Origin of the sequence: Microbacterium sp. Root61, assembly GCF_001427525.1 — a bacterium.
Lineage (GTDB): Bacteria > Actinomycetota > Actinomycetes > Actinomycetales > Microbacteriaceae > Microbacterium.
Genome location: NZ_LMGU01000002.1, coordinates 345,986 through 372,353, shown reverse-complemented (window position 1 = coordinate 372,353; position 26,368 = coordinate 345,986). Strand labels below are relative to the sequence as shown.

Here is a 26,368-nt window from a genome sequence, read left to right as displayed (position 1 = left end):
CTCAGCCGGCCTTCGCGATCGCGCGATTGGCGGCTTCCCGCGCCCACCGCTCGGCCTCGATGAGGCTCTCACGCGTCAGGGTCTCGGGAGCCTCGTGCGACTCGACGATGCGCGTCACGGTCTCGACGATGCCGGGGAAGGACAGCCGGCCCTCGTGGAAGGCCTCCACGGCCTCCTCGTTCGCCGCGTTGAGCACCGCCGGGTAGGTCCGTCCCGCGCGACCGGCCTGCTTGGCGAGCACCACTGCGGGGAACGCAGTGTCATCGAGCGGTTCGAAGGTCCAGGATGTCGCGGCGCTCCAGTCCAGCGGACGCCCGACACCGCCGATCCGGTTCGGCCAGTCCAACCCCAGCGAGATCGGCAGCTTCATGTCGGGAGGCGAGGCCTGCGCGATGGTGGATCCGTCGATGAACTCGACCATCGAGTGCACGATCGACTGCGGGTGCACGACGACGTCGATGTCGTCGTAGTCGACGTCGAACAGCAGGTGCGCCTCGATAACCTCGAGGCCCTTGTTGATGAGCGTCGCGGAATTCGTCGTGACCACGCGACCCATGTCCCACGTCGGGTGCGCGAGGGCCTGAGCCGGGGTGACATCGCGCAGCTCTTCGGCCGAGCGCCCTCGGAAGGGCCCGCCGGATGCCGTCAGCACGAGTCGGCGCACTTCGCTGCGGTCGCCCGAGCGCAGCGCCTGTGCGATCGCGGAGTGCTCCGAATCCACCGGCACGATCTGCCCCGGGGCGGCGAGCGCGGTCACCAGCGCGCCGCCGACGATGAGCGACTCCTTGTTGGCCAGCGCGAGCGTGCGCCCGCACTTCAGCGCCGCCAGGGTCGGGCCGAGCCCGACCGAGCCGGTGATGCCGTTGAGCACGACGTCCGCCTCGACGTCGCGCACCAGCTGTTCGGCCTCGACCGCGCCCAGCGCGGTGTACTCGACGCCGAACTCGTCGGCCTGGGCCTGCATCGTCGCGCGGTCCGTGCCGGCGGCGAGGCCGACCACCTCGAACCGCCGCGGATTGGATCGGATGACTTCCAGAGCCTGGGTCCCGATGGAGCCGGTCGATCCCAAAACAATGACGCGCCGCATCCCGTCAGCCTAACGGCGGGATGCGGCGCGTCGATCAGTCGATGTGCGCGACTATGCGTTCGGGTGCTGCGTTCCGAGGATGTCCACGACGAAGACGAGGGTCTCCTTCTGCAGCTCGTGACCCTCGCTCGCGCCGTAACCGAAGGCGGGGGGCACGACCACGAGTACCTGCGAGCCGACGGTCTGACCCTCGAGCGCCTGCTTGAAGCCCTCGACGACCGCGGTCGTCTGGAACGCGGCCGGTGCGCCGTTCTCCCAGCTGGAGTCGAAGACGGTGCCGTCCGACCACTTCACGCCGGTGTACTGCACCAGCACCTGGTCGCCGGAGACCACGACCGGACCGTCGCCGGTCTTGAGGTTGGCGATCTCGACCTCGGTCGGCGGGTCGGTGTCGGGGATCGTGATGGTCGGCGCACCCGACTCATCCAGCTTCACCGTGGGCATGCCGTCGACGGGTGCGACGGGCTCGCCCCACGCGGCGTCGGGGACGACCGAGAGGAAGTCGAAGATGTAGACCTCGCCGGCGGCGGAGTCGCTCGCCGGGAAGGTGGCGACCAGGCGGGTGCCGGGGGTCGAGCAGCCGATGACCTGACCAAGCGGGTTGTCCGGGGAGATCTGCGCGGGCAGGATCTCGCCCTCCTTGTAGCCGACGGCGCCGAGCTTCTCGCCGGTCTCGGCGCTGAACGCGGTCAGCGCGTATGTGATCAGCTGGCCGGCCTCGACGGGGTCGCCGGTGCCTTCCGAGATCACGGTGCGCTCGAGCTCGGTGATGTCCAGCGGCGCGGTGAAGGTCGCGGTGGACTCGGTGCCGGGCTCGCCCTCCACGGTCACGGACTCGGATGCCGCGCCCGAGGGTGCGGTGGCCGCACACAGGTCGACGGCCGAGGCGGAGGGGCTCGGCGATCCGGACGCGTCCGGCGTGGCGGCGGAACTGCAGCCGGCCAGCAGAAGCACGGCGGCGGCGGCGATGGACACAGTGGCAAGCGGGCGAAGGCGCACGATGGACCTCAAGGTGAAGGGGAAGGAGGTCTCCATCCTCCCCTACTTTTCCTAAGACCCCGCTGGGAAACTCGGCATGCCCTGCGGGGAATGGAATCGGGAGTACCCTCGACGGGTGAGTTCCCAGGAGACGCCAGCGCCCGAAAAGGCGGACGTGTCCGACGACGGCACCGCCGAATCGGCGCCCGTCCAGCGGATGGGGGCCACCTACGCGCTGGGCCGATTCGTCATCACCCCGTTGGCTCGTGTCATCTATCGGCCGCGCATCGAGGGCACCTCGAACGTCCCCATGGACGGCCCCGTGATCTTCGCGAGCAACCACCTCTCCTTCATCGACTCCATCGCCATCCCGGTCGCGGCGCCCCGTCCCGTGCACTTCCTGGCGAAGTCGACCTACTTCGACGGCACGGGCGTCAAGGGATGGCTGAGCCGCGAGTTCTTCACCGCGATCGGTGCCATCCCCGTCAAACGCGGCGCCGGGCAGGCCGCCCTGGACGCGCTCGATCAGCAGCGGATGCTCCTGGAGGCCGGCAAGGCCGTCGCGCTCTACCCGGAGGGAACCCGGTCGCTCGACGGCCGGTTGTACAAGGGCCGCACGGGCGTCGCCTTCCTCGCGCTGGAGACCGGGGCGCCCGTCGTGCCCGTCGGACTCATCGGCACCGATGAAGTGATGCCGGTCGGCGCCAAGGTCCCCGCGATCAACAAGCGCATCACGGTCAAGTTCGGCGAACCGCTGGATCTTTCACACCACGGGGCCAACTCCGGACGCGCACGCCGCCTGGCCACCGACGACATCATGGCGGCGATCCACGCCCTGTCGGGACAGGAACTCGCCAACGCGTACAACGAAGTGCCGGCGCATTCGCCGATCGAGCGCATCAAGCAGGTCCTGCCGCACGAGCGCCGCTGAGCCTCAGCTCGCGACGAGGATCACCGGTTCGTGGTGGACCGGGAAGCTGACCGAGTTCGCGATGAAGCACCAGGCGTTCGCCTGCGCGTGCGCCGCGGTCGCCGCCTCCACCATCGACTCCTCCGCGACCGTCACCCGCGGGCGCAGGATGACCTCGGTGAACGCGCCACCGCCCTTGCCGTCCTCGATCATCAGACCGGATGCCTGGTCCTCGTAGCCGACGACCACGACGCCGGCCTGCACACACGCGTGCAGGTACGACAGCAGGTGGCATTCGCTGAGGGCGGCGAGGAGCAGGTCTTCGGGGTTCCAGCGTGTCGGATCGCCCCGGAACGGCTTGTCGGCCGAGGCGGGCAGCGACGGCTTCCCCGCGATGTCGAGCGTCACGGAGCGGTCGTAGTCGCGGTACCCGCTGGTGCCCGTTCCGCGGTCGCCCGTCCAGGTCGCCGTCACGGCATATCGATGCTCACCGAACATGCGCCCAGTCTCGCACGCGCACGCACGACCAGCGGTGGGACGCTCCCCCGCGGCGGTAGGCTTGCTGCGTGCCGCAGACCTTCTCCGTCGCTGATGCCGTCGAGCTTGCCGTGGTCGAACGGAGCGGGTTCGTCGAGTCTCGCCATGCCGGCTCGGCCATCGTCCTCGCCCCCGACAGCACGATCTCCGTGCAGCTCGGCGATACGACGACCCCGATCCTCCCCCGCTCCAGCCTCAAGCCGCTGCAGGCCCTCGCGTGCCTGTCGGCCGGCGCACCGCTGGAGGGCGAGCGTCTGGCCCTGGCCACCGCGAGCCACTCCGGCACCGACCGCCACGTCGCGGTGGTCCGTGACGTGCTCGCCGCGGCCGGACTGAACGAAGACGCGCTGGCCTGCCCGGTCTCGTGGCCACTCGATCAGCGCACCCGTGACGAGATGGTGCGCGATCACGCCGAGTCATCCCGCATCCGTATGAACTGCTCGGGCAAGCACGCCGCGATGCTGCTGACCTGCGTCACCAACGGGTGGGACACCGACGGCTACCTCGATCCCGAGCATCCGCTGCAGGTCCACATCCGCGACGTCATCGAGCGGTTGATCGGCGAGAAGGTCACCGCCACCGCGATCGACGGCTGCGGGGCGCCCGTGTACGGCATGAGCCTGCTCGGCCTGGCACGCGCCATCCATCGCATCGGCAACTCGTCCGAGCGGTCCCCGTTCGCGCTGCACCGCAGCGCGGGCACGATGGTGCGCGCCGTGCGCGAGAACCCGTGGACGATCGACGGACCGGGTCGTGCCGACACGATCGTCATCGAGCGCCTCGGCGTCTTCGCGAAGGGCGGCGCCGAAGGCGTCATGGTCATGGTCGCCCCGGACGGCACCACGGTGGCCCTCAAGATGCTCGACGGCAGCGGACGGGCGGCGACCGCTGTCGCGCTGCGCCTGCTGGAGCGCGCCGGTGCACTGGCGGCATCCGATGTCTCCGACGCGATGAACATGCTTCCGCTGTCGGTACTCGGCGGCGGCACGGATGTCGGGGCGATCCGCCCCGCTTTCTAAAGGCGCTCCTACGAGGAGCGGAAAGGGCACGTCAATGAGGATCTCTGTCCCGAGTGAAGTCAAGAACAACGAGTACCGCGTCGCGCTGACCCCTGCGGGCGTGCACGACCTGGTCCGCGCCGGCCATGAAGTGATGGTGCAGCGCGGCGCAGGTGCGGGCTCGTCGATGTCGGACGCCGAGTACGAGGCGGCCGGTGCGACGCTCGAGGCCGATGCGGCGACCGTGTGGGCGCATGCGGAGCTGCTGCTCAAGGTCAAGGAGCCGATCGCGAGCGAGTACGGCTACTTCCGTGCCGACCTTGTGCTCTTCACGTACCTGCATCTCGCGGCGGACCGTCCGCTGACCGACAGCCTCGTAGCCTCCGGTGTCACCGCGATCGCGTACGAGACCGTCCAGCTCCCCGGCGGCGGGCTGCCGCTGCTCGCGCCGATGAGCGAGGTCGCCGGCCGACTCGCACCGATCGTGGGCGCCAACACGCTGCTGCGCTCGCAGGGCGGACTCGGGCTGCTGATGTCCGGCGTGCCGGGGACCCGTCCCGCGAAGGTCACCGTCATCGGCGGCGGCGTGGCCGGCGCCAATGCGGCGGTGATCGCGGTCGGCCTCGGCGCGGACGTCACCGTCTTCGACACGAACATCCAGCGCCTGCGCTATCTCGACGACCACTTCCAGGGCCGCGTCAAGACGGCGGCGTCGAACCAGCTCGACCTCGATCGCGCGGTGGAGGACTCCGACCTGGTCATCGGATCGGTCCTGATCCCGGGGGCGAAGGCCCCCAAGCTCGTCACCAACGCGACGGTCGCGCGCATGCGTCCGGGCAGCGTCCTGGTCGACATCGCCGTGGACCAGGGCGGCTGCTTCGAGGACACCCACCCGACCACACACGCCGACCCCACCTTCCCGGTGCACGGCACGGTGTTCTACTGCGTCGCGAACATGCCCGGTGCGGTGCCGAACACGTCGACGTCGGCGCTCACCAACGCGACGCTGCCGTACATCCGGCAGATCGCGGGCATGGGCTGGAGAGAGGCATTGCGCACCAACCCGGCACTCGCGCTCGGCTTGAACACGACCGAGGGCGCCGTGGTCAACACGGGTGTGGCGACGGCGCACGGGCTGGTGGCCGGCTCGATCGACCACGCCCTGGGCTGATCGCCGCGGCCCGGCTCACCAGAGCTGGGCCAGCAGCTCGGCGAACATGGCTTCCGGGTCGGTCGACGTGCCGCGACGCGCGAACCAGGTGCACACGTTGACGACGTCGCGGTGCAGGAAGTCGAGTGCGCTCGGATTGGCCGCGAGGTCGACGATCTGCGGCAGGTCGATCACGACGACCCGGCCCGCGTGGAAGAGCAGGTTGTAGGCCGACAGATCGCCGTGCGCGAAGCCGGCACGCGCGAACACGGTCAGGATCGCCACGACCTGTGCGAACGCGTCGGAGTACTCGGCGGGCGTGAGCCGCGCCTGGGCGAGTCGTGGGGCGGCGGTGCGCCCGTCGCCGACGAACTCCATCAGCAGTTCGGTCCCACTCACCTGCACCGGATAGGGAACGGGGATACCGGCATCCCACGCCGCGCACAGAGCGGTGAACTCGTTCCCGGCCCAGTGCGCCGCGGAGACGGCGCGACCGTGCGCCGTCTTCCCCGCCACGGCACGGTCATCGCGGGAGTTGCGGTGCCGCCGCCCTTCTTCGTACTGGTGCGAGCGATGGAAGTCGGAGCGATCGGCGCCGCGGTAGCGCTTCGCCGCGAGGAGGCAGCCGCCGGTGCGCGGGATCGCGCGCTCCAGGAGGAAGACGTCGGCCTCCTTGCCTGTCTTGACGATGCCGAGTTCGGTGTCGAATGCGGCGGCGGAGGTCACGAGCCAGTCGGGATGCGGACGCGGCCCGCGCTCGGTAGGTGTGGTCGCCGGCCACGTGGACCAGCGCTGCCCGGGCTCGGGCTCGTCGAGGAGGAACTGCAAAGAGTCAGCGGACGCGCCGAAGGGGGTGTCGAAAGACATGGGTGGGAAGCTCCGGGAACGGAGGCCACCGGTGATGTCAGGCGGCGGCCTCGAGGGAAGGGATGCGGCAACAGCGCACAGCAGGCTGGGCCATTTCGGACTCCCTTCGTCAGTCGCGGACTTCGGACGCTGTCATCGTATGCGGGCGCCGCATCGATCGGGCGAACCGTTATGAGATCGTGGGTTCCGGGACGTGGACCCGGATCTAGACGAGCCCGCCGTCGATCGAGCGGCTGTAGTCCGCCGGGTCTTCCGGAACGAGCACGGGCGTCTCGCGGTTGAGGCTCTCGCCGCGGAAGAAGGCCTTCGCGCGCGGGAACAGGAACCACAGGACCATCAGCAGCACGCCGAACGCGAGCGACCCGATGCCGAGCACGAACGTGCCTCCGACACCGAGCAGGACCGTGTAGCCGTAGTCGACGTCGTACATGTCGATCGCGGACTGGACGAACGCATAGGTGAGCATCAGCGCTCCGAGCAGCGGGAAGAGGAACTTGTAGAAGAAGTTCCTCGCCGACGCGAACAGCTCGCGACGGAAGTACCAGACGCACGCGTATCCCGTGATGGCGTAGTAGAACGCGATCGCGAGCCCCAGCGACAGGATCGAGTCCTGCAGGATGTTGTCGCTGATGAGGGTCATGCCGACGTAGTAGACGATCGCGACGATGCCCATCACCAGTGTGGAGAACGACGGCGTCTTGAACCGCGGATGCACCGTGGCGAACTTCCTCGGCAGCGCCTTGTACGCGGCCATGGCCAGCGTGCCGCGCGCCGTCGGCAGGATCGTCGTCTGTGTCGATGAGATCGCGGAGATCATGACGGCGACGATCAGCATCCAGCCCACCGGGCCGAGCAGGCCGTCCTTGATCGCGAGGAAGAAATCGTCGGCGTTGGCCTCGTTGCCGAGGCCGGTGCCGTCGGTGCCCAGTCCGGCGTACATCATCGCCGCGATGGTGACCCCGACGTAGGTGAACAGCAGGATCACCGTGGTCAGCAGCGCCGCGCGGCCCGGAATGCGCTTGGGGTCCTTGGTCTCCTCGTTGAGCGCGAGGCAGGTGTCCCAGCCCCAGTAGATGAACAGTGCGAGCAGGATCGCCTCGACGAACCCGCCCCACTCCGTGAAGGCGAACGGGTTGAACCACGACCAGTCGAACGGCGTGGGGTTCGGCGCGGTGCCGGCGAAGAACTGCCAGAGCGCGGCCACGACGAAGATGGCGAGGGCCAGGTACTGGATCGCGAGCAGGACGTTCTGGATCCGCTCGCCGATCTCCACCCCGCGCCAGCTCACCCAGGTCATCAGCGCGATGAAGACCACACCGGTCGCGGTGACGAGGGGGACGTTCTCGGCCAGGAGCGCGTCGGGCGACGTGCGCACGATCCCGTCGATGAGCGCCCAGAAGTAGATGCCCGCGATCTGCGCGAGGTTCGCGAGCACGACCATGCCTGCCACGGCGACGCCCCACCCGCCCATCCAGCCCACCCATGGCCCGAACGCCTTGGTGCCCCACGTGAACGTGGTGCCGCAGTCCGGGATCTCGTTGTTGAGCTCGCGGTAGGCGAAGGCGATGAAGAGCATCGGGATGAACGCGATGACGAACGCGATGGGCGCCTGAGCGCCGACGGCGAGCACCACGAAGCCCAGGGTGGCCACGAGGGAGTAGACCGGCGCGGTGGAGGCGAGACCGATGACGGTCGACCCCCACAGTCCCAGCGTCCCTGCTGCCAGCCCCTTGCCCTCGGGTCGGGAAAGGTCGATCGGAGTGGTTGCCACACGCTGACCGTACGGCGCGCGCTCAGACGCGGTCAAGAGCTAACTGCAGGTCGGCGCCGGGGAGAGCGATCCGTTGCGGATGCCCGTCCGCCTTGCGCAGCCACGCGCGGGCCCCGCCCGGCGCGCAGTACGGCGGCAGATCGCGTTCTCCGGCGATCAGGCGGTACTCGGCCTGGCAGGCCGCATCGATGACGAGATCGTGATCTCCGCGCACCTGCGCCAGCAGCGACCAGTGCCGCTGCCATTGGTCCGGATCGCCCGCGATGACCAGGGCCTCCCCCGGAGTCGGTGCCTGGATGTCACGCACCGCATCCTCGACGGGGATGACGCGCGCCCCTCGGGACTGCCATGCCGCGAGCACCTCGCGCGTGGCCGCGGAGCGGCGGCCGACGAAGCCCGTGATGCCGGATGACGGGAACCATGCGTCGAGCGCGGCGGCAGCGCTGCGCTCCGGGTCGAGGTCGGTGGCGACGCAGAACTGCACTGCGCGACCGTCCAGCCGGCCCCGTCCGGCCGGGGCGTCGGGCGTGTGGTGGGCGGACTCTCCGCCGGCGGCGATGTACTCGGCCCGTGACGGCATCGCGAGGACGGCACGGTGCGGCAGCAGCTCGGCGAATCGCGCGGCCGCGCCGGTCGGCCGCTGCATAGCGACCGCGACGAAGATCCCGGCATCCCCCGCCCCACGCAGCAGGCGCTCGATGCGCTCGGTCACGACCATCGCGTACTCGTGCGGGAATCGCGTGGCCAGCGCGTCGAGGTCGTCGATCAGGAGCACCGTTCCGCGCGGCGCGGGACGCTCGGTCAGGGCGGCGAGCGCATCCCACGCCCGCTCGGGCGTCGAGTCCACCCACACCGCCTCCGCCGGTACCTGAGCGGCGATCGCGCGCAGGATCGTGGTCCTGCCCGTGCCGGCTCCGCCGACGATGAGGAGTCCGCGGTCGGTGACACCGAGCACCGCCGGGCGCTGGCGCTGCAGCTCCGGCTCGTCGACGAGGCCGAGGACGAGCTCGCCCCCGGCATCCGGACCGCGCACGTCGTCGAGCCGAACCAGCGCAGGCAGCTCCGGCAGCCACGGACGACGCGGACGCACTCCCCCGTCGCGGTCCCGCACCGCGGCGATGTCCGCCGGCACGGTGAGCGCCACCCGGATTCGGGTCGGGCTGCGATCGCCCGAGCGCCGGACGAAGGCGATGCCGCGCCCCGGTGCGCCGCCGGGCAGCTGGGCCGCGTGATCGGTGCCGACCACCGCGCGGCTGTCGATCGGATCGGTGACGCGCAGGCTGACCCGCAGCGGACAGTTGGCCAGCAGCGCATCGCGGACGACGCCGGCCACGCGCTGCGTGCCGAGGATGAGGTGCATCCCGAGCGCCCGCCCGCGCGCCGCCACGTCGGTGAAGACCGCGTGCAGTTCCGGGTGGCCGTCCAGCAGCGCCGCGAACTCGTCGACGACGATCACCAGGCGCGGCAGCTCCGCGCGTGCGTCTCGCACGTCCCGTGCCCCGACGCGGGCGAGTTCGGCCTCCCGCCAGCGCACCTCGGCGCGGAGGCTCTCGATCGCCCGCCGCGCCCCGGCCCCGTCGAGGTCGGTGATGACTCCGGTGACGTGCGGAACGTCGGCCAGGGCGTCGAACGCCGTCCCGCCCTTGAAGTCCGCGAGAAGGAAGCTGACCTCGCGCGTCGTGTACGTGGCGCACAGCGACAGGATCCAGGTGATCAGCAGCTCACTCTTGCCCGAGCCCGTCACCCCGGCGACGACCGCGTGCGGGCCGTCGGCGACGAGGTCGACGGCGAAGGGGTGACCGACGTCGACGCCGATGACCGCGGAGAGCCCCTCCCGGGGCCCTGAGGACTCCTGCGGCAGGAGGGAGGCCAGGAGCACCGTGGAAGTCTCCTCCCGCTGTCCGAGGACGGTCCCAGCCCGCTCCGCCAGGCTGCCGGCGATAGACGCGGCTTGCGCGGGGGCCACCGCCTCGACGGCGACCTCCTGCACACGTCCCGCGTAGTCCAGACGGGCGCGCTGCGGCGAATGGACGGTGAGGACCGCGGCGCACCGCGGCGGTGTGGGTCCCGCTTCGCGCGCGCTCACCAGTACGGCATCGGCGTCGGCCGGGACCGCGTCGTCGGGTCCGAGGACCGCCAGCACCGTGCGCCCGGGCATGCGGCTGTGCGGCAGCTGCTCGGCCCATGCGTGCCCCGCGCCCCCGCGTCCGAGCGTGAGTTCCACCTCGCCCGGTGGCGCACTCAGGCACAGCTGGAGCGCCAGGCCGCGCACCACGGCATCGGCGAGCACGGCCGGTCCCAGTACGGCGATCCCCGCGCCGACCGGCAGGAGCACCGGAGCCTCCGTCAGGATCGCCGCACGTGCCCGGATCTCGCGGGATGCCGGGTCGTCCTCACCGCCGTCCACGCGCAGCTCGCTGGCCGCTGCGCCGGCACCGACCACCAGGGCATCCGCCCGGCCCGGCACGGCACGCCACACCTCATCGTCGTGCGCCACGAAGTGCGCGACGTCGGGGTGCCGCGCCCATCGCCGCAGCCGCTCTGCACCGTGCCGCTCGACGATCGCGACGGCGACGGCCGCACGCGCGTCATCCGCCGCCCTCCCCGCGTGCGTGCGCGCCCGTCGTGCCCCGCGCACGCCGTCGAGCATCGTCGCGGCGCCGATGAGCGGGCCGAGGAGGGCGAGCCAGAGCGAGAGGATCGATCCGGTGACCAGCCACAGCACGACGGCCCCGAGGAGCGGGACGACGGAGGCGAGGACCGGCAGCGGCGGGCGGGGAGGCCGGGTCCACGTCGGAGGCAGCACCAGCCGTGCGGCCTCGTGCACGGCGGGATCCATCGGACGCAGTGCGACCGTGCGACCACCGGGCGGCGTGCGGGCATCGACCGCGGCCGGCCGTGGGGTGAAGGTGCTGACCATCCGCCCAGTCAATGCCGCGCGGATCCAGGCGAGTACGCGCGATCGGCGACCCGTGGGTCGGGCCGGGTCGACGTCAGGCTGGGGAGGAGCCGGTCACGGGCACCGGCACGGTGGCGTCCGACGGCTCGATGTCGGCCCGCTCACCCTGTGTGTCGGCCGCGCGGGGGGACCCGGGCACCGAGGCATTGAGCACGATGATCGAGATGTTGTCGCGACCGCCGTTCTCCAGCGCCGCCTCGAGCATGGCCTCGACCGCAGGGGCGGGGTCGGCGTGCTCGGCGAGGAAATGCTGGATGCCGTAGTCGGTGAGTTCCTTGGTCAACCCGTCGGAGCAGATCACGAACCGGTCGCCGTCGACCACGTCGAGTCGCACGTAGTCGGGGGTGACGCTCTCGCTCGGTCCGACCGCGCGCGTGATGACGTTGCCGTACGGGTGGTTCTCGGCCTCTTCGGGGCTGAGCCGACCGGAGGCGACCAATTCCTGCACGACCGAGTGGTCGGTCGTGATCTGGACGATGGAGCCGTCCCGCACGAGATAGACGCGCGAATCGCCGATGTTGAGCGTGACCCAGTGCGCGGCCGCGCCGCTGACGTCGAGGAACACCCCCGTCACGGTCGTGCCGGTGCCCTCATCGGTCGTCTCGGGGTGCGAGGCGATGTCCTTGACGGCCTTCGCCAGCGCCTTCTCGATCGCCTTGGTCGTCACGGCACCGGACTCCGCGAGCGGACGCAGCCGATCGACGGTGCTCGCACTGGCGATCTCGCCGCCGATGTGGCCGCCCATGCCGTCGGCCACCACGAAGAGCGGATAGACGGCCAGGAACGCGTCCTGATTTGCCTCGCGACGCCGACCGGTGTCGGTCGCGGCGGCCCAGGTCAGCTCGATCGGCCCGCCACGCGCGGCAACGGAATGCGAATGGGTCGACACTTCGGTCACGCCTTCGTCCTCCCCGTAAATGCCGACGGCTTCCCGCCGAAGCGGTACGCGCATTGTGGTGACAGCCTAGTGGACGATGGGTTTCCGAACCGGCGACGCCTCACTCCTCGGGCGACGATTCGAAGCCCTCCACATCCGCGGCGAACTCGACACCCGCGGGGGGCGCGCCCACGGGCACGGGCTCGCCCTCATCGACCGGCGCCTCGAACTGGGCGTTGTACAGGCGCCAGTAGGCCCCCTTCGCCAGCAGCAGCTCATCGTGCGTGCCCTGCTCGACGATCGCGCCGTCCTCCATCACGAGGATCAGATCGGCATCGCGGATCGTGGAGAGACGGTGCGCGATGACGAACGCCGTGCGCTCTTCACGCAGGCGCACCATCGCCCGCTGGATGAGCAGCTCGGTACGGGTGTCCACCGAGCTGGTCGCCTCGTCCAGGATGAGGATGCGCGGATCAGCCAGGAACGCCCGGGCGATCGTGATCAGCTGCCGCTCCCCCACACTGAGGTTCGTCGCCTCGTCGTCCAGAACGGTGTCGTAGCCGTCGGGCAGTGCGTGCACGAATCGGTCGACGTAGGCGGCCGTGGCCGCCGCGACGATCTCCTCCTCCGAGGCATCCGGTCGTCCGTAGGCGATGTTCTCGCGGATCGTCCCGGAGAACAGCCAGGTGTCCTGCAGGACCATGCCGGTGCGCGCACGCAGATTGTCACGGGTCATGGCGTGGGTGTCGACGCCGTTCAGTGAGATCGTGCCCGAGTCCACGTCGTAGAAGCGCATGATGAGGTTCACCAGCGTGGTCTTGCCCGCGCCGGTGGGTCCCACGATCGCGACCGTGCTGCCCGGCAGCGCGGCGAGGCTCAGTCCGTCGATGAGGGGCTTGTCGGGCGAGTAGCGGAACGACACATTCTCGAATCGCAGCTCGCTCGCCGAGTCGGGGGCGGTCTGCGCCGGATCCGGATCGGCGCTCTGCTCGTCCTCGTCCAGGAACTCGAACACGCGCTCCGCGCTGGCGACGCCCGACTGCAGCAGGTTGGCCATCGAGCCGAGCTGGCTGAGCGGCTGGGTGAACTGGCGCGAGTACTGGATGAACGCCTGCACATCACCGATCGAGAGCAGCCCCGCGGCCACCTGCAGGCCGCCGACCACCGCGATCGCGACATACGACAGGTTGCCGATGAACATCATCGCCGGCATGATCACGCCGGACAGGAACTGCGCGCCGAAGCTCGCGCGGTAGACCTCGTCGTTCTCGTCGCCGAAGTCGGACTCGACCTCCTTCTGGTGGCCGAACACCTTCACGATCGAGTGGCCCGAGAAGGTCTCCTCGACGCGGGCGTTCAGGATGCCGGTGGCCTTCCACTGCGCGACGAACAGCTTCTGCGAGCGTCGCGCGACCAGCACCGTGATCAGGATCGTCAGCGGGATCGTGACGAGCGCGATCGCCGCCAGCAGCGGCGAGATCAGGAACATCATGACCATCACGCCGAGGACGGTGAGCAGCGACACGATGACCTGGGACAGCGTCTGCTGCATCGTCTGGCCGATGTTGTCGACGTCGTTGGTGACCCTGCTGAGCAGCTCGCCGCGCTGGATCCGGTCGAAGTACGACAGCGGGAGGCGGTGCACCTTCTCCTCCACCTGCATGCGCAGGCGGTGCATGGCGCGCTGGACGACACCGTTGAGGATGTACGCCTGCAGCCAGCTGAACACGCTGGCGGCCAGGTAGATGGCCAGCACCAGTGCGAGGATCCATCCGAGCGCCGTGAAGTCGATGCCGGCACCGGGCGTGAAGTTCATCGGCGCGATCATGTCGGCCTGCTGCTGCTGACCGCTCGCGACGAGCTGGTCGATGACCTGCTGCTTGGTGAGTCCCGGGGGCATCTGCAGCGAGACGAATCCCGCGAAGACGATGTTCGTGCCCTGACCGAGCAGCCACGGGCCGAGCACCGTCAGCGCGACGCTGATGACCCCGAACCCGATGACGACGATGATCTTGGTGAGGTCGACGCGCAGCGTGCCGAGGAGGCGCTTCGCACTGGGACCGAAGTTCTGCGCCTTCTGCACCGGGGCGCCTGCGCCCCCGCGCCCCATCGGGCCGCCGCCCATCGGCCCGCGCGGTGCGGGGGCCGCAGCGGGCTTCGAGTCCCCTGCGCCGCTCATGCCGCCGCCTCCGCCGAGAGCTGGGAATCCACGATCTCCTTATAGGTCTCGCACGTCTCGACGAGTTCGTCGTGCGTGCCGGTTCCGACGATGCGCCCGTGCTCGAGCACGATGATCTGGTCGGCGTGCTGAATGGTCGAGACGCGCTGCGCCACGACCAGTCGTGCGGCGTCGGGCAGGTGGGTGTCCAGGGCGAGCCGGAGCGCCCGGTCGGTGCGCAGGTCGAGCGCCGAGAACGAGTCGTCGAAGATGTAGATCTCGGGCCGCTTCACCAAGGCGCGGGCGATCGCGAGCCGTTGCCGCTGCCCGCCCGAGACGTTCGTGCCGCCCTGGGCGATCGGCGCCTCGAGCTGCTCGGGCATGGCGGCGACGAAGTCCTTCGCCTGGGCCAGTTCGAGCGCGCGCCACAGGTCCTCGTCTGTGGCCGAGGCATCACCGTAGCGAAGGTTCGAGGCGATCGTCCCGGAGAACAGGAACGCGCGCTGCTGCACCAGCCCGACGCGCTGCCACAGCTCGTCGGGGTCGTACTCGCGGACATCGACGCCGTCGACGCGCACGGCGCCGCCGGTGACGTCGAACAGCCTCGGCACCAGACCGATGAGGGTGGTCTTGCCGGCGCCTGTGGATCCGATGATCGCCGTCGTGGTGCCGGGCTCGACGGTGAACGTGATGTCGTGCAGCACGGCATCGTCGGCGCCGGGGTAGGTGAAGTCGGCATGGTCGAACTCGATGCGTCCGGCAGGCACGGGGGCGGATGCCGGGACGTGCGGTGCCGCGACGGACGGCTCGGTGTCGAGCACCTCGCCGATGCGGTTCGCACACACCGCTGCGCGCGGGATCATCACGAACATGAACGTCGCCATCATGACGCCCATCAGGATCTGCATCAGGTAGTTCAGGAAGGCGAACAGCGTGCCGATCTGCACACCGTCGTTCTGCACCTGGTAGGCGCCGAACCAGATGACCGCGACGCTGGAGAGGTTCATCACGAGCATCACGGCGGGGAACATGAGCGCCATCAGGTTGCCGGCGCGCGTGGCGGTCACCATGACGCCCTCGCTCGCGTCGGCGAACCGCGCGCGCTCCTCGTTCTCGCGCACGAAGGCGCGCACGACGCGGATGCCGGTGAGCTGCTCGCGCAGGATCTGGTTGACCCGGTCGATGCGCTTCTGCATCTGCTGGAAGGCGGGCACCATGCGCACGACGATGAGCGAGACGATGATGAGCAGGATCGGGATCGCGACGGCCATCAGCCAGGAGAGCCCGACGTCCTGCTGCACGGCGAAGATCACGCCGCCGATGGCGAGGATCGGAGCGGACACCATCAGCGTCGCCGACACCTGCACGAGCATCTGCACCTGCTGCACGTCGTTCGTGTTGCGGGTGATCAGCGAGGGCGCGCCGAACTGCCCGACTTCGCGCTGGGAGAAGGCCACCACGCGGTGGAACAGGTCGGAGCGCAGCTGGCGCCCCATCCCCATGGCAAGGCGCGAGCCGAAGTAGACGGCGATGATCGCGCACACGACCTGCACGAGGCTGATCCCGAGCATGAGGGCGCCTGTGGACCAGATGTAGGGGATGTCCCCCTGGACGACACCGTTGTCGATGATGTCGGCGTTGAGCGTCGGCAGCATGAGCGACGCGATCGATTGTGCGAGCTGGAACACGACGACCGCGAGGATCAAGGGCCACGCCGGTCGCAGGTAGCGCACCAGGAGTTTTCCGAGCACGTCAGTCCTTCCCGCGGGGCTGACCCGCGATGCCGTAGAGGATGAATCGGGAGAGTTCGTCTTCGTCGAGGCGCGGCTGGCCGCCCATATGCGGCGCCCACGCGGCGAGCGTAGCCATCCGAACGACCACCCCGAGTCGATCGAGGGGAAGTGAGAGCTCTGCGGCATCGGGCGCGAAGGCCGCGGCGACCGCCTCGTCGAACGCGGAGGCGTCGTGCTCGCCGACGACCGATGGGATGTCGTGCGGATCCATCAGCGCCAGCATGGCGAACACGCCGCGCATGTGGATGCGGGCGTTGCTGACCAGCAGCGCCACCTTCTCGGCGAGCGGCAGCGAGGAGTCGACGAGGCCGGACGGCAGCTGCCGTCGGGCCTGATCGAAGAAGGCGCCCACCGTGGCGCGGATCAACGAGTCCTTGTCACCGAAGGCACGGAAGATCGTGCCCTCCGCGATGCCGAGGTGCTCGGCGATCTGACGCGTCGTCAGTCCGGGACCGTATTCGATGAACAGCGGGATGGATGCCTCGGCGATCATCGCGCGCCGGTCCTCCGGCGCCATCGCCCGCGCCCGGCCACGGGTGCCGGCTGCGGCGGCGTTCACGGATTCGGGAGGAGTCACCGTCGAATTCTATGTGAGTGAGCACTCACTCCCACCTGTGGGGCCTGTTCGCCTGCAGAGAACAGGCCCCTCGGACCCCTACGCGGCGGGGTCGGCCGGCAGCGGGAACAGCCCGTCGATGATCGTCAGGTCGTCTGCGGTCGGGGTCCAGGCCGCCGCCGCGCGCGCGTTCGCCGCGATCTGCTCCGGCGTGGTCGCGCCCGCGATGACGCTGGAGAGCCCCTCCTGGGCGAGCAGCCAGCCGAAGGTCGCCTCGAGCATCGTGATGCCGCGCTGGTCGCAGAAGCGCTGGTACTCCTCCAGCGCGTCCCACGGGGCATCCCGCCACAGGTGGGGGCGCTGCGCCATGATGCGGCTGCCCTCCGGACCGCCCTGGCGGGTGAACTTGCCGGTGAGCAGGCCGTTGAACAGCGGGAAGTACGGGAAGAACCCGAGGTCGAAGCGACGCACCGCCGGCAGGACCTCGCGCTCGGCACCGCGGGCCAGCAGCGAGTAGTGGTTCTGCGCCGAGATGAAGCGGCTGCCGCGGCCCACCGCGGAGAAGTCGGCCTCGGCCACCTGCCATCCGGCGAGGTTCGAGTGGCCGTAGTAGCGGATCTTGCCCTCGCGGACGAGGTCGTCCAGGGCAGCGATCGTCTCCTCGATGGGTGTGCCCGGATCCGGCACGTGCAGCTGGTACAGATCGATCCAGTCGGTCTTCAGACGGGTGAGGGATGCCTCGACCGCGGTGCGGATGTACGACCGTGATCCCTGCGACGCCCTGGTCGCGTACCCCATGTCGCGGCCGGGGTGACCGAACTTCGTCGCCAGCACGACCCGGTCGCGCTTGCCCTGCAGCGCCTCCCCCATCAGGGTCTCGCTCTGCCCGGGTTCCCCGCCGTACATGTCCGCAGTGTCCAGGAACGTGACGCCGGCCTCGATCGCGGCATCCAGCACCGCGATCGTGCCCTCGAGCGTCTGGCTGGTGGTGCCGGGGCGGCCGAAATTGTTGCAGCCGAGGCCGACGGCGGATACGAGCAAGCCGGAGGCGCCGACGCGGCGCAGCGCGGAAGTAGTCATGGCTCTACGCTACCGGCGCGAAAACGGCGATGAGCCCCTCGCGAGTCGAGGGGCTCATCGTGGACTGAGTGTGGATCAGGCCTTGGGCTCTTCCGGAGCCGCAGGCGGCTCAGGAGCGGCAGGCGACTCGGGAGCCGCCGGGGGCTCGGGCGTGACCGGCGACTGCGGGGCAGCCGGGGGCACGACGGGCGGGACCGGTGCGGCGGCCGGCGGGGGCACGGGTGCCCCGGCAGGCGCTGCAGGCGGCTGGTATCCGGCCGGCGGTGCGGGCGGCGGCTGGTATCCGGCCGGCGGCGGGTACGCGCCGGGGGCGGCATAGCCGGGCTGGGTCGCCGGGTTGGCCGGGTACCCGCCCGCGGGCACCTGGCTCGGGATGCCCGCCCAAGTGGTCCGGTCGGAAAGGAACCCGTTACCCGCCCAGGGCGCGGCCGGGATCGCGGTGTTCCACCGCGACTTGTCGAACGCGTTGATGCCCAGCCAGACGATACTGAGGAAGAAGTACAGGATGAGCCAGACGGCTTCCTTCTGCAGCTTGAGACCCACACGCCAGGCGGCGAGCAGCGTGAGCAGGAACGAGGCGATGCCGATGATCCAGCCGATGACCGGAATCCAGCCCAGCACGATCGAGCCGCCGATCGCAATCAGGATCAGCCACGGGCTCAGATCACCCAGCTTGCTGAAGACCATGAAGTTGTAGACCGGAACCCACGCCCGCCAGCGCCCCTGCACGCCCGCCTTGTCGAAGATCTTCATCAGGAACCACGAGCTGAGGACGTAAGCGGCAATGCCGATGATGATGGAGAAGATCACGACGCCGATGTAGGCCGCGATGATCGCGCCGCCGTACGACGGGTCGGTGTACAGGTGGGGGTTCATTGGATCCTCCGGGGTGACAGTTGTCGGCGAGCGAGGCGCACGCCACCGATCGCCATGGTAGCGGCACGCCCCCGCCGCGGACAGTAGCGCGTCACGGCAATATCGGACTCCGCGTCACGCGGCGACACGGGGTCGCGTCAGACGACCAGCTCGAGTTCGCCGCTCGCGCCGTCGCGCAGACGCACGCCCGCGGCATCCGCCCACCGCTGCAGCGCCGCGAGCGACCCGATGCGCGGCCGACTCTCCGCCAGAGCGCGCACGAATGCGCCCTTCGCGTGCTTGTTGAAGTGGTTGAGGGCGCGCACGGCGCCGTCCTCCCCCTCGGTCACCACGCGGACGTACGCCGAGCGGATGCTGTCGGGCACCGGTCCGAGGGCGACGTAGGCCTCCGATCGGAGGTCGAGGATGAACCGCGGCGCTGCGGCGGCGAGCTGCTCCGTGACGGTCGCCGCCCAGATGCGGCGCAGCGCCGGCAGCTCGGGAAGCGACGTCGAGGCGCCCAGACGATACGCCGGGATGGGATCGAGCGCACCGATCGGCCCGAACGGCGCGGAGTGGATCGCGACGTGGGATCCGAGCCAGCGCCGCGCCGGAGTCGACAACGAGGCGGCGTCCAGCGCGTCGAAGAGGACGCCCGTGTAGCGGTCGACGGCGGGCAGCGTCGGTCCGGTCAGCAGCGCGGCGTTGACCGCGACCTCGTGCAGCTGGGTGCCGCCGAGCTTGAGCACGCGTGCAGCGCGCTCCTCATCCGCGGACAGCGCGACGAGCGCGTCGATGACCTGGGTGCGCTGAGGCGTCAACGCCGGGAACGAGAGGCGTTGGGGATCGAACGGATGTCGCGACCCGCCCGCCCGTTTGGTCTCGGAGGGCGGCAGAAGGATCAGCATTCTTGCCTCGCAAAATGACGTGCGCGCCGCCCGGAGAACCGGACGGCGCGCACAGAGCCTGGATGGGCAGAAGTCAGGCGATCAGCGCCGCGTTGCCCGCCACAATCGTCAGGTCGTCGTTCTCCATGGAGAGGAAACCGTCCTGCGCGTTGGCGATGATCTTGACGCCGTCGGTGCCGGTGATGCGCACCTGACCCTCGGCGAGGATCGCGAGCACGGGCTCGTGCCCGGCCATGAAGCCGATCTCGCCCTCGACGGTCTTGGCGACGACGAGCGACGCCTCCCCCGACCAGACCTCCGCGTCAGCGGAGACGAGGCTCACGTGCAGCGCCATGTCAGCCGTTCTCCTTCTGGATCTGCGCCCACTTCTCTTCCACGTCGCCGATGCCGCCGACGTTGAAGAAGGCCTGCTCGGCCACGTGGTCGAAGTCACCCTTGACGATCGCGTCGAACGACTCGATGGTCTCCTTGATCGGGACCGTGGAGCCCTCGACGCCGGTGAACTTCTTGGCCATGTACGTGTTCTGCGAGAGGAACTGCTGGATGCGACGTGCACGCGACACGACGACCTTGTCCTCTTCGGAGAGCTCGTCGACACCGAGGATCGCGATGATCTCCTGGAGTTCCTTGTTCTTCTGGAGGATCTGCTTCACCGAGGTGGCCACGCGGTAGTGGTCGGCGCCGATGTAGCGGGGGTCCAGGATGCGGCTGGTCGAGGTCAGCGGGTCGACGGCCGGGTAGAGGCCCTTCGACGCGATGTCACGCGACAGCTCGGTGGTGGCGTCCAGGTGGGCGAACGTGGTCGCCGGAGCCGGGTCGGTGTAGTCGTCGGCGGGGACGTAGATCGCCTGCAGCGAGGTGATCGAGTGACCGCGCGTCGAGGTGATGCGCTCCTGGAGCACACCCATCTCGTCGGCGAGGTTCGGCTGGTAGCCCACCGCGGAAGGCATGCGGCCGAGCAGCGTGGAAACCTCGGAGCCGGCCTGCGTGAAGCGGAAGATGTTGTCGATGAACAACAGCACGTCCTGCTTCTGCACGTCACGGAAGTACTCCGCCATCGTCAGAGCCGACAGGGCCACGCGAAGACGCGTTCCGGGCGGCTCGTCCATCTGGCCGAACACGAGGGCGGTCTTCTCGAAGACGCCCGCCTCTTCCATCTCGTGGATGAGGTCGTTGCCCTCACGGGTGCGCTCACCGACACCGGCGAACACCGACACACCACCGTGGTCCTGCGCGACGCGCTGGATCATCTCCTGGATGAGGACGGTCTTGCCGACACCGGCACCGCCGAACAGGCCGATCTTTCCACCGAGCACGTACGGCGTCAGAAGGTCGATGACCTTGATGCCCGTCTCGAACATCGTGGTCTTGGACTCGAGCTGGTCGAAGTTCGGAGCCTTGCGGTGGATACCCCAGCGCTCGGTGATCTCGATCTTCTCGCCGGGCTCGGCGTTGAGGACCTCGCCGATGACGTTGAAGACCTTGCCCTTGGTGACGTCGCCGACGGGCACCGTGATGGGGCCGCCGGTGTCGCGCACTTCCTGGCCGCGGACGACGCCGTCGGTGGGCTTCAGGGCGATGGCGCGCACCAGATCGTCGCCGAGGTGCTGAGCGACCTCGAGCGTGATCTCGGTCGACTCGTCACCGATCGTGATCGTGGTCTTCAGCGCGTTGTAGATGTCGGGAAGCGAGTCGTGAGGGAACTCGATGTCGACGACGGGACCGGTGACGCGCGCGACGCGGCCGACGACCGCGGTCTGCTCGGCGGTTGCGGTGGAGGTCATTGTCTTCTTCTCTTTCGGAGGTGGTGGTCTACTTTGCCGAGGACAGGGCGTCGGCGCCGCCGACGATCTCGGCGATCTGCTGGGTGATCTCGGCCTGACGTGCGTTGTTGCGCAGTCGGGTGTAGTCGGTGATGAGCTTGTCGGCGTTGTCGCTGGCCGACTTCATCGCCTTCTGCGTCGCGGCGTGCTTGGCCGCCGACGACTGCAGGAGAGCGTTGAAGACGCGGCTCTGGATGTACACCGGCAGGAGAGCGTCCAGGACGGTCTCGGCATCCGGCTCGAATTCGTACAGCGGGTACACCTGTGCGGGTGCCGCGTCGGATTCGGATGCCTCGACGACCTCGAGCGGGAGCAGACGCACGCGCTCGGGAGACTGGGTCATCATGCTCACGAAGCGGTTGTACACGAGGTGGATCTCATCCACGCCGCCGTCCACGCCTCCGCGACCGTAGGCCTCCAGCAGCACGTCCGCGATCTCCTCCGCCGTGCGGAAGTGCGGAGTGTCGGTGTCGCCGAGCCACTCTGCCTCGCTGGTCATGCGACGGAACTGGAAGAATCCGACCGCCTTACGACCGACGAGGTAGTACGAGACCTCTTTGCCCTGCGAACGCAGCAGCTCGGAGAGCTCCAGGCCTTCGCGAAGGATCTGCGAGTTGAACGCGCCGGCCAGGCCGCGGTCCGACGCGAAGATCACGACGGCAGAGCGGCGGATGACCTCGCGCTCCCGCGTCAGCGGGTGCTCGATGTTGGAGTGCGTCGCGACCGCAGACACGGCACGCGTCACCGCGCGAGCGAACGGAGACGACGCCCGCACTCGCGCCATCGCCTTCTGGATGCGCGAGGCGGCGATGAGCTCCATCGCCTTCGTGATCTTCTTGGTCGTCTGAGCAGAAGTGATCTTCTGCTTGTAGACCCGCAGTTGTGCGCCCATGGTGTGCTGTCTCCGGCTGCCTAGCGGCGGCCCTTGACGATCTTCTCCTGGTTCACGTCATCGGCGTTCGCGGCAGCGAACTCCTCGTGACCAGGATTGTCGATCGCGTATCCCTTGCCGGACTGGAACTCCAGGAGGAATTCGTCCGTCTTGGCGGCGAGTTCGGCTGCCGTGGCGTCATCGAGCACGTTCGTGTCACGAAGCGTGTCGAGGATCGTGGTGTTGCGACGCAGGTAGTCCAGCAGCTCGCGCTCGAAGCGCAGCACATCCTCGACCTCGACCGTGTCGAGCTTGCCGTTGGTGCCGGCCCAGATCGAGACGACCTGCTCCTCCACCGGGTACGGCGAGTACTGCGGCTGCTTGAGCAGCTCGGTCAGACGCGCACCACGGGCCAGCTGGCGACGGGATGCCGCATCCAGGTCGCTCGCGAACATCGCGAACGCCTCGAGGGACCGGTACTGCGCCAGCTCGAGCTTCAGCGTTCCGGAGACCTTCTTGATGGACTTGACCTGAGCGTCACCACCGACGCGCGAGACCGAGATACCCACGTCGACCGCGGGACGCTGGTTGGCGTTGAAGAGGTCGGACTGCAGGAAGATCTGGCCGTCGGTGATCGAGATCACGTTGGTCGGGATGTACGCCGAGACGTCGTTGGCCTTGGTCTCGATGATCGGGAGACCCGTCATCGAGCCGGCGCCGAGCTCGTCGGACAGCTTCGCGCAACGCTCCAGCAGACGGGAGTGCAGGTAGAAGACGTCACCGGGGTACGCCTCGCGGCCCGGCGGGCGGCGCAGCAGCAGCGACACGGCACGGTAGGCCTCGGCCTGCTTGGTCAGGTCATCGAAGATGATCAGGACGTGCTTGCCCTCGTACATCCAGTGCTGGCCGATGGCCGAACCGGTGTAGGGGGCGAGGTACTTGAAGCCGGCCGGGTCGGAGGCCGGAGCGGCGACGATCGTCGTGTACTCCATGGCTCCGGCGTCCTCGAGCGCGCCCTTGACGGAGGCGATCGTGGAGCCCTTCTGACCGATGGCGACGTAGATGCAGCGGACCTGCTTGTTCGTGTCGCCGGACTCCCAGTTGGCCTTCTGGTTGATGATCGTGTCGATCGCCAGGGCCGTCTTGCCGGTCTGGCGGTCGCCGATGATCAGCTGACGCTGACCACGGCCGACGGGGATCATCGCGTCGATGGCCTTGATGCCGGTCTGCATCGGCTCGTGCACCGACTTGCGCTGCATGACGCCGGGAGCCTGCAGCTCCAGCGCGCGGCGACCGGTCGTCGCGATCTCGCCGAGACCGTCGATCGGGTTGCCGAGCGGGTCGACGACGCGACCGAGGTAGCCGTCGCCGACGGCGACCGAGAGGACCTCACCCGTGCGGGTGACTTCCTGGCCGGCTTCGACGCCCGAGAACTCGCCGAGGACGACGACACCGATCTCGTGCTCGTCGAGGTTCAGCGCAAGACCCGCCGTGCCGTCCTCGAACGTGACGAGCTCGTTGGCCATCACACCGGGGAGGCCTTCGACGTGGGCGATGCCGTCAGCGGCGTCGATGACGGTGCCGACCTCCGTGGCCGCTGCGCCCGTGGGCTCGTAGGCGGCGACGAAGTCCTTCAGCGCGTCACGGATGACGTCGGGACTGATCGATAGTTCTGCCATGGTCTTCCTTCGTTCGGTGGGGCCGCAGCCCCAAATCTCCGCCCGCTCGGGGCGGGAAGTCTGTTAGCCCGCCAGTCGCTGGCGCAGGTCGGCGAGGCGTGAGGAGACGCTCGCGTCGATCACGTCGTCGGCGATCTGCACGCGCAGTCCGCCGACCACGGTCGGGTCGATGACGGTGTTCAACGAGATCGCCGTGCCGTACTTGCTCGAGAGCGCCGCGGCCAGTCGTTCCACCTGTGCAGTGCCCAGCGGCACCGCCGAGACGACGGTCGCGACCGTGCGGCCGCGCTCGTCTGCGACGAGCTTCATCGCCGTGGCGAGCAGCACGCGTGCGCGTCGCTCCCGCGAGTGCTGCAGCAGCGAGGACGCGATCAGCGTCGTCGCCGGGCTCACCCGGGAGGAGAGCAGCGACTGCACGAGGGTGCCCTTCGCCGAGGCATCCCCCAGCCGGCTGCCGAGAGCGAGCTCGAGCTCGGGGTTCTCGGCGACGGTGCGCGAGAAGCGGAAGAGCTCCTCTTCGATGTCGGACTGGGGCGCCGCCACCGCGGCAGCGCGCACAGCAAGCTCCTCGATGCCGTCGATCAGGTCGGAGGCCGAAGACCACCGCTGCTCGACCGTCGTGGTCACCAGTGCCAGCGTCGCCGGCGAGACGGCCGCGCCGAACACGTCGGCGACGACCTTCGCACGTGCGGCGGTCGACGCCGAGGAGTCGGCAAGCGCGCCGCTCAGCTGCAACGAGCCGTCGATGGCGCTGGCCACGGCGAACAGCTCGCGGGCGACGTCCAGATCGATGGCCGACGCGGCGGCCAGTGCCGCCGTCGTCGCCTCGCGGGCCTGAGTGGTCGCGCTTCCCATTACTTGGACGCCTTCGCGGTCTCGGACTCTTCGAGCTCGGCCAGGAAGCGGTCGACGACGGCCTGAGCCTTCTTGTCGTCGGACAGCGTCTCGCCGATGACTCCGCCGGCGAGGTCGAGGGCAAGGGTGCCCACCTCGCTGCGCAGCGACACGAGGGCGGACTGACGCTCGGCCTCGATCTGCGTGTGCGCAGTCGCGGTCAGGCGTGCAGCCTCCGTGGTGGCGGAGTCCTTCGCCTCGGCGACGATCTTCTTGCCGTCCTCGCGGGCGGCCTCACGGATCTCACCGGCTTCCTTGCGCGCCTCGGCGAGCTGCGAGGTGTACTCCTCGAGCGCGGCCTCGGCCTTGCGCTGTGCCTCGTCGGCTTTGGCGATGTTGCCCTCGATGGCGGCGGACCGCGCATCCAGGAGCGTCTTCATGCGCGGAAGCGCCACCTTCCAGACGATCAGGAGGATGACAACGAAGCACACTGCCGACCAGACGATGTCATAGGCCGCAGGCAGCAGCGGGTTCGGAGCAGCCTCGCCTTCTTCTGCGGCGATTGTGACAAGAGCGTTCAGCACCCTGTCTCCTTACGTCGTGGGCGGGTCTTAGAAGCCGAAGATGAACGCGGTTGCGATGCCGATGAAGGCGAGCGCCTCGGTGAAGGCGATACCGATCCACATGAGAACCTGCAGGCGACCTGCGAGCTCGGGCTGACGGGCGACACCCTCGATCGTCTTACCGACGACGATGCCCACGCCGATGGCCGGGCCGATGGCGGCGAGGCCGTAGCCGACCGTTGCAATCGATCCATGGACTGCAGCGAGAACCGTAGTAGCTTCCACGGGTTGTTTCCTTTCGTTGTCGGGTGGCTGGGCCGACCCGGGATCAGTGCTCTTCCGCGACCGCGAGCTGGATGTAGACCGCGGTGAGGAGAGCGAAGACGTAAGCCTGGAGGACGGCCACCAGGATTTCGAAGAGTGTGAAGGCGAAGCCGAACGCGAGGCTGCCCGCACCCAGGAGGGTGTACCAGCCGCCGGCGGTGAAGAAGAAGAACTGCGTCGCGGCGAAGAAGAGCACCAGCAGCAGGTGGCCGACCATCATGTTCATCAGGAGTCGCAGGGTCAGCGTGACCGGACGGATGATGAAGGTCGAGATCAGCTCGATCGGCGTGACGATGATGTAGATCGGCCACGGCACACCGGAGGGGAAGAGCGAGTTCTTGAAGAAGTTCTTCGGACTCTTCTTGATGCCGGCGTAGATGAAGGTGACGTAGGACACCAGCGCGAGCAGCAGCGGCACGGCGATGATGGCCGTTCCCGCGATGTTCAGGAACGGGATGACTCCCGTCAGGTTCATGAACAGGATCATGAAGAACATGGTCGTCAGGATCGGCAGGAAGCGCTCACCGTCCTTCTTGCCGAGCAGGTCGTACGCGATGTTGACGCGGACGAAGTCCAGGCCCATCTCGACGAGGCTCTGGAAGCGCCCCGGGACGACGCGCATGCGGCGCGTGCCGATCCAGAGCATCAGGACGAGGGCGACGGTGGCGATGACCTGGATCAGATTGATCCGGGTCATCTCGAACCAGGTGCCCTCGAAGAGGATGGCGTCAGGGAAGAATTCCCAGATCGACGGCGCGTGGAAACCGCTATCGTCCGATTCGGCTGCGGT

The 26,368-nt window shown here is 68.9% G+C and carries 24 protein-coding genes; 3 read left to right on the top strand and 21 right to left on the bottom strand.

The window, feature by feature from the left end:
- Position 1: 1 nt before the first annotated feature.
- Both dxr and ASD65_RS17975 read right to left on the bottom strand, forming a co-directional pair.
- Complete coding sequence (dxr, locus tag ASD65_RS17980) at positions 2-1,087, bottom strand: 1-deoxy-D-xylulose-5-phosphate reductoisomerase (protein WP_056225956.1); 1,086 nt, start codon at positions 1,085-1,087, stop codon at positions 2-4.
- A 51-nt stretch (positions 1,088-1,138) separates the two neighbouring features.
- Positions 1,139-2,122: an FKBP-type peptidyl-prolyl cis-trans isomerase gene (locus ASD65_RS17975; protein WP_235566829.1), complete on the bottom strand. Its 984-nt coding sequence runs from the start codon at positions 2,120-2,122 to the stop codon at positions 1,139-1,141.
- A gap of 160 nt (positions 2,123-2,282) precedes the next feature.
- On the opposite strand from ASD65_RS17975, the gene ASD65_RS17970 reads away from it, so the two are divergent.
- A complete protein-coding gene (locus ASD65_RS17970) occupies positions 2,283-2,996 on the top strand; it encodes a lysophospholipid acyltransferase family protein (RefSeq protein ID WP_235566833.1) in 714 nt (237 codons plus the stop codon).
- Between the two features lie 3 nt (positions 2,997-2,999).
- Here the strand turns inward: ASD65_RS17970 and ASD65_RS17965 are convergent, their stop codons facing one another.
- Positions 3,000-3,473, bottom strand: a complete 474-nt coding sequence (locus ASD65_RS17965) for an OsmC family protein (RefSeq protein WP_056225951.1) — start codon at positions 3,471-3,473, stop codon at positions 3,000-3,002.
- A gap of 68 nt (positions 3,474-3,541) precedes the next feature.
- On the opposite strand from ASD65_RS17965, the gene ASD65_RS17960 reads away from it, so the two are divergent.
- Both ASD65_RS17960 and ald read left to right on the top strand, forming a co-directional pair.
- Positions 3,542-4,531, top strand: a complete 990-nt coding sequence (locus tag ASD65_RS17960; protein WP_056225948.1) for an asparaginase — start codon at positions 3,542-3,544, stop codon at positions 4,529-4,531.
- Between the two features lie 34 nt (positions 4,532-4,565).
- The gene (gene ald / locus ASD65_RS17955) at positions 4,566-5,681 is read left to right on the top strand and encodes an alanine dehydrogenase (protein ID WP_056225945.1); all 1,116 of its coding nucleotides are present in this window, start codon (positions 4,566-4,568) and stop codon (positions 5,679-5,681) included.
- Between the two features lie 15 nt (positions 5,682-5,696).
- On the opposite strand, the gene ASD65_RS17950 is transcribed toward ald, so the two are convergent.
- The 18 genes from ASD65_RS17950 to atpB form a co-directional block, all read right to left on the bottom strand.
- On the bottom strand, positions 5,697-6,527 hold the full coding sequence (locus tag ASD65_RS17950) for a serine protein kinase RIO (protein ID WP_056225942.1): 831 nt from the start codon (positions 6,525-6,527) through the stop codon (positions 5,697-5,699).
- Between the two features lie 205 nt (positions 6,528-6,732).
- Entirely contained in the window at positions 6,733-8,298 is a 1,566-nt protein-coding gene (locus ASD65_RS17945) for an APC family permease (RefSeq protein WP_056226479.1), read from the bottom strand.
- Positions 8,299-8,320: 22 nt separating this feature from the next.
- Positions 8,321-11,218 (bottom strand): FtsK/SpoIIIE domain-containing protein, encoded by a 2,898-nt coding sequence (locus ASD65_RS17940; RefSeq protein ID WP_056225940.1) that lies wholly within the window; start codon positions 11,216-11,218, stop codon positions 8,321-8,323.
- A 73-nt stretch (positions 11,219-11,291) separates the two neighbouring features.
- Complete coding sequence (locus ASD65_RS17935; protein ID WP_056225937.1) at positions 11,292-12,155, bottom strand: PP2C family protein-serine/threonine phosphatase; 864 nt, start codon at positions 12,153-12,155, stop codon at positions 11,292-11,294.
- A 100-nt stretch (positions 12,156-12,255) separates the two neighbouring features.
- Entirely contained in the window at positions 12,256-14,313 is a 2,058-nt protein-coding gene (locus tag ASD65_RS17930) for an ABC transporter ATP-binding protein (RefSeq protein WP_156378979.1), read from the bottom strand.
- Positions 14,310-16,043 (bottom strand): ABC transporter ATP-binding protein, encoded by a 1,734-nt coding sequence (locus ASD65_RS17925; protein ID WP_056225933.1) that lies wholly within the window; start codon positions 16,041-16,043, stop codon positions 14,310-14,312. Before ASD65_RS17925 ends, ASD65_RS17930 begins: the two co-directional genes overlap by 4 nt.
- 1 nt (position 16,044) lies before the next feature.
- Positions 16,045-16,662, bottom strand: a complete 618-nt coding sequence (locus ASD65_RS17920) for a TetR/AcrR family transcriptional regulator (protein WP_082561983.1) — start codon at positions 16,660-16,662, stop codon at positions 16,045-16,047.
- A 78-nt stretch (positions 16,663-16,740) separates the two neighbouring features.
- Complete coding sequence (locus ASD65_RS17915) at positions 16,741-17,721, bottom strand: aldo/keto reductase (RefSeq protein ID WP_056225927.1); 981 nt, start codon at positions 17,719-17,721, stop codon at positions 16,741-16,743.
- 75 nt (positions 17,722-17,796) lie between these two features.
- Complete coding sequence (locus ASD65_RS17910; RefSeq protein WP_056225924.1) at positions 17,797-18,597, bottom strand: hypothetical protein; 801 nt, start codon at positions 18,595-18,597, stop codon at positions 17,797-17,799.
- 137 nt (positions 18,598-18,734) lie between these two features.
- A complete protein-coding gene (locus ASD65_RS17905) occupies positions 18,735-19,484 on the bottom strand; it encodes a YaaA family protein (protein WP_056225921.1) in 750 nt (249 codons plus the stop codon).
- A 73-nt stretch (positions 19,485-19,557) separates the two neighbouring features.
- Positions 19,558-19,818 carry a F0F1 ATP synthase subunit epsilon gene (locus ASD65_RS17900; protein WP_056225919.1) on the bottom strand — a complete coding sequence of 87 codons (261 nt, stop codon included), beginning with the start codon at positions 19,816-19,818 and terminating at the stop codon, positions 19,558-19,560.
- A gap of 1 nt (position 19,819) precedes the next feature.
- On the bottom strand, positions 19,820-21,268 hold the full coding sequence (atpD, locus tag ASD65_RS17895) for a F0F1 ATP synthase subunit beta (RefSeq protein ID WP_056225916.1): 1,449 nt from the start codon (positions 21,266-21,268) through the stop codon (positions 19,820-19,822).
- A 28-nt stretch (positions 21,269-21,296) separates the two neighbouring features.
- On the bottom strand, positions 21,297-22,199 hold the full coding sequence (locus tag ASD65_RS17890) for a F0F1 ATP synthase subunit gamma (RefSeq protein WP_056225913.1): 903 nt from the start codon (positions 22,197-22,199) through the stop codon (positions 21,297-21,299).
- Between the two features lie 20 nt (positions 22,200-22,219).
- The gene (atpA, locus tag ASD65_RS17885) at positions 22,220-23,857 is read right to left on the bottom strand and encodes a F0F1 ATP synthase subunit alpha (protein WP_056225911.1); all 1,638 of its coding nucleotides are present in this window, start codon (positions 23,855-23,857) and stop codon (positions 22,220-22,222) included.
- A 63-nt stretch (positions 23,858-23,920) separates the two neighbouring features.
- Entirely contained in the window at positions 23,921-24,712 is a 792-nt protein-coding gene (locus ASD65_RS17880) for a F0F1 ATP synthase subunit delta (protein ID WP_056225908.1), read from the bottom strand.
- Positions 24,712-25,275 carry a F0F1 ATP synthase subunit B gene (locus ASD65_RS17875; RefSeq protein WP_056225905.1) on the bottom strand — a complete coding sequence of 188 codons (564 nt, stop codon included), beginning with the start codon at positions 25,273-25,275 and terminating at the stop codon, positions 24,712-24,714. Before ASD65_RS17875 ends, ASD65_RS17880 begins: the two co-directional genes overlap by 1 nt.
- 27 nt (positions 25,276-25,302) lie before the next feature.
- Complete coding sequence (atpE, locus tag ASD65_RS17870) at positions 25,303-25,539, bottom strand: ATP synthase F0 subunit C (protein WP_056225902.1); 237 nt, start codon at positions 25,537-25,539, stop codon at positions 25,303-25,305.
- Positions 25,540-25,582: 43 nt separating this feature from the next.
- On the bottom strand, positions 25,583-26,275 hold the full coding sequence (atpB, locus tag ASD65_RS17865) for a F0F1 ATP synthase subunit A (RefSeq protein WP_235566828.1): 693 nt from the start codon (positions 26,273-26,275) through the stop codon (positions 25,583-25,585).
- Between the last annotated feature and the right edge of the window lie 93 nt (positions 26,276-26,368).

Bases quoted from the DNA above. Each gene is read 5' to 3' on its own strand.
- dxr (WP_056225956.1), bottom strand. From the start codon at position 1,087: ATGCGGCGCGTCATTGTTTTGGGATCGACCGGCTCCATCGGGACCCAG.
- ASD65_RS17975 (WP_235566829.1), bottom strand. From the start codon at position 2,122: ATGGAGACCTCCTTCCCCTTCACCTTGAGGTCCATCGTGCGCCTTCGC.
- ASD65_RS17970 (WP_235566833.1), top strand. From the start codon at position 2,283: ATGGGGGCCACCTACGCGCTGGGCCGATTCGTCATCACCCCGTTGGCT.
- ASD65_RS17965 (WP_056225951.1), bottom strand. From the start codon at position 3,473: ATGTTCGGTGAGCATCGATATGCCGTGACGGCGACCTGGACGGGCGAC.
- ald (WP_056225945.1), top strand. From the start codon at position 4,566: ATGAGGATCTCTGTCCCGAGTGAAGTCAAGAACAACGAGTACCGCGTC.
- ASD65_RS17950 (WP_056225942.1), bottom strand. From the start codon at position 6,527: ATGTCTTTCGACACCCCCTTCGGCGCGTCCGCTGACTCTTTGCAGTTC.
- ASD65_RS17940 (WP_056225940.1), bottom strand. From the start codon at position 11,218: ATGGTCAGCACCTTCACCCCACGGCCGGCCGCGGTCGATGCCCGCACG.
- ASD65_RS17930 (WP_156378979.1), bottom strand. From the start codon at position 14,313: ATGAGCGGCGCAGGGGACTCGAAGCCCGCTGCGGCCCCCGCACCGCGC.
- ASD65_RS17915 (WP_056225927.1), bottom strand. From the start codon at position 17,721: ATGACTACTTCCGCGCTGCGCCGCGTCGGCGCCTCCGGCTTGCTCGTA.
- ASD65_RS17910 (WP_056225924.1), bottom strand. From the start codon at position 18,597: ATGAACCCCCACCTGTACACCGACCCGTCGTACGGCGGCGCGATCATC.
- ASD65_RS17905 (WP_056225921.1), bottom strand. From the start codon at position 19,484: ATGCTGATCCTTCTGCCGCCCTCCGAGACCAAACGGGCGGGCGGGTCG.
- ASD65_RS17900 (WP_056225919.1), bottom strand. From the start codon at position 19,818: ATGGCGCTGCACGTGAGCCTCGTCTCCGCTGACGCGGAGGTCTGGTCG.
- atpD (WP_056225916.1), bottom strand. From the start codon at position 21,268: ATGACCTCCACCGCAACCGCCGAGCAGACCGCGGTCGTCGGCCGCGTC.
- ASD65_RS17890 (WP_056225913.1), bottom strand. From the start codon at position 22,199: ATGGGCGCACAACTGCGGGTCTACAAGCAGAAGATCACTTCTGCTCAG.
- atpA (WP_056225911.1), bottom strand. From the start codon at position 23,857: ATGGCAGAACTATCGATCAGTCCCGACGTCATCCGTGACGCGCTGAAG.
- ASD65_RS17880 (WP_056225908.1), bottom strand. From the start codon at position 24,712: ATGGGAAGCGCGACCACTCAGGCCCGCGAGGCGACGACGGCGGCACTG.
- atpB (WP_235566828.1), bottom strand. From the start codon at position 26,275: ATGACCCGGATCAATCTGATCCAGGTCATCGCCACCGTCGCCCTCGTC.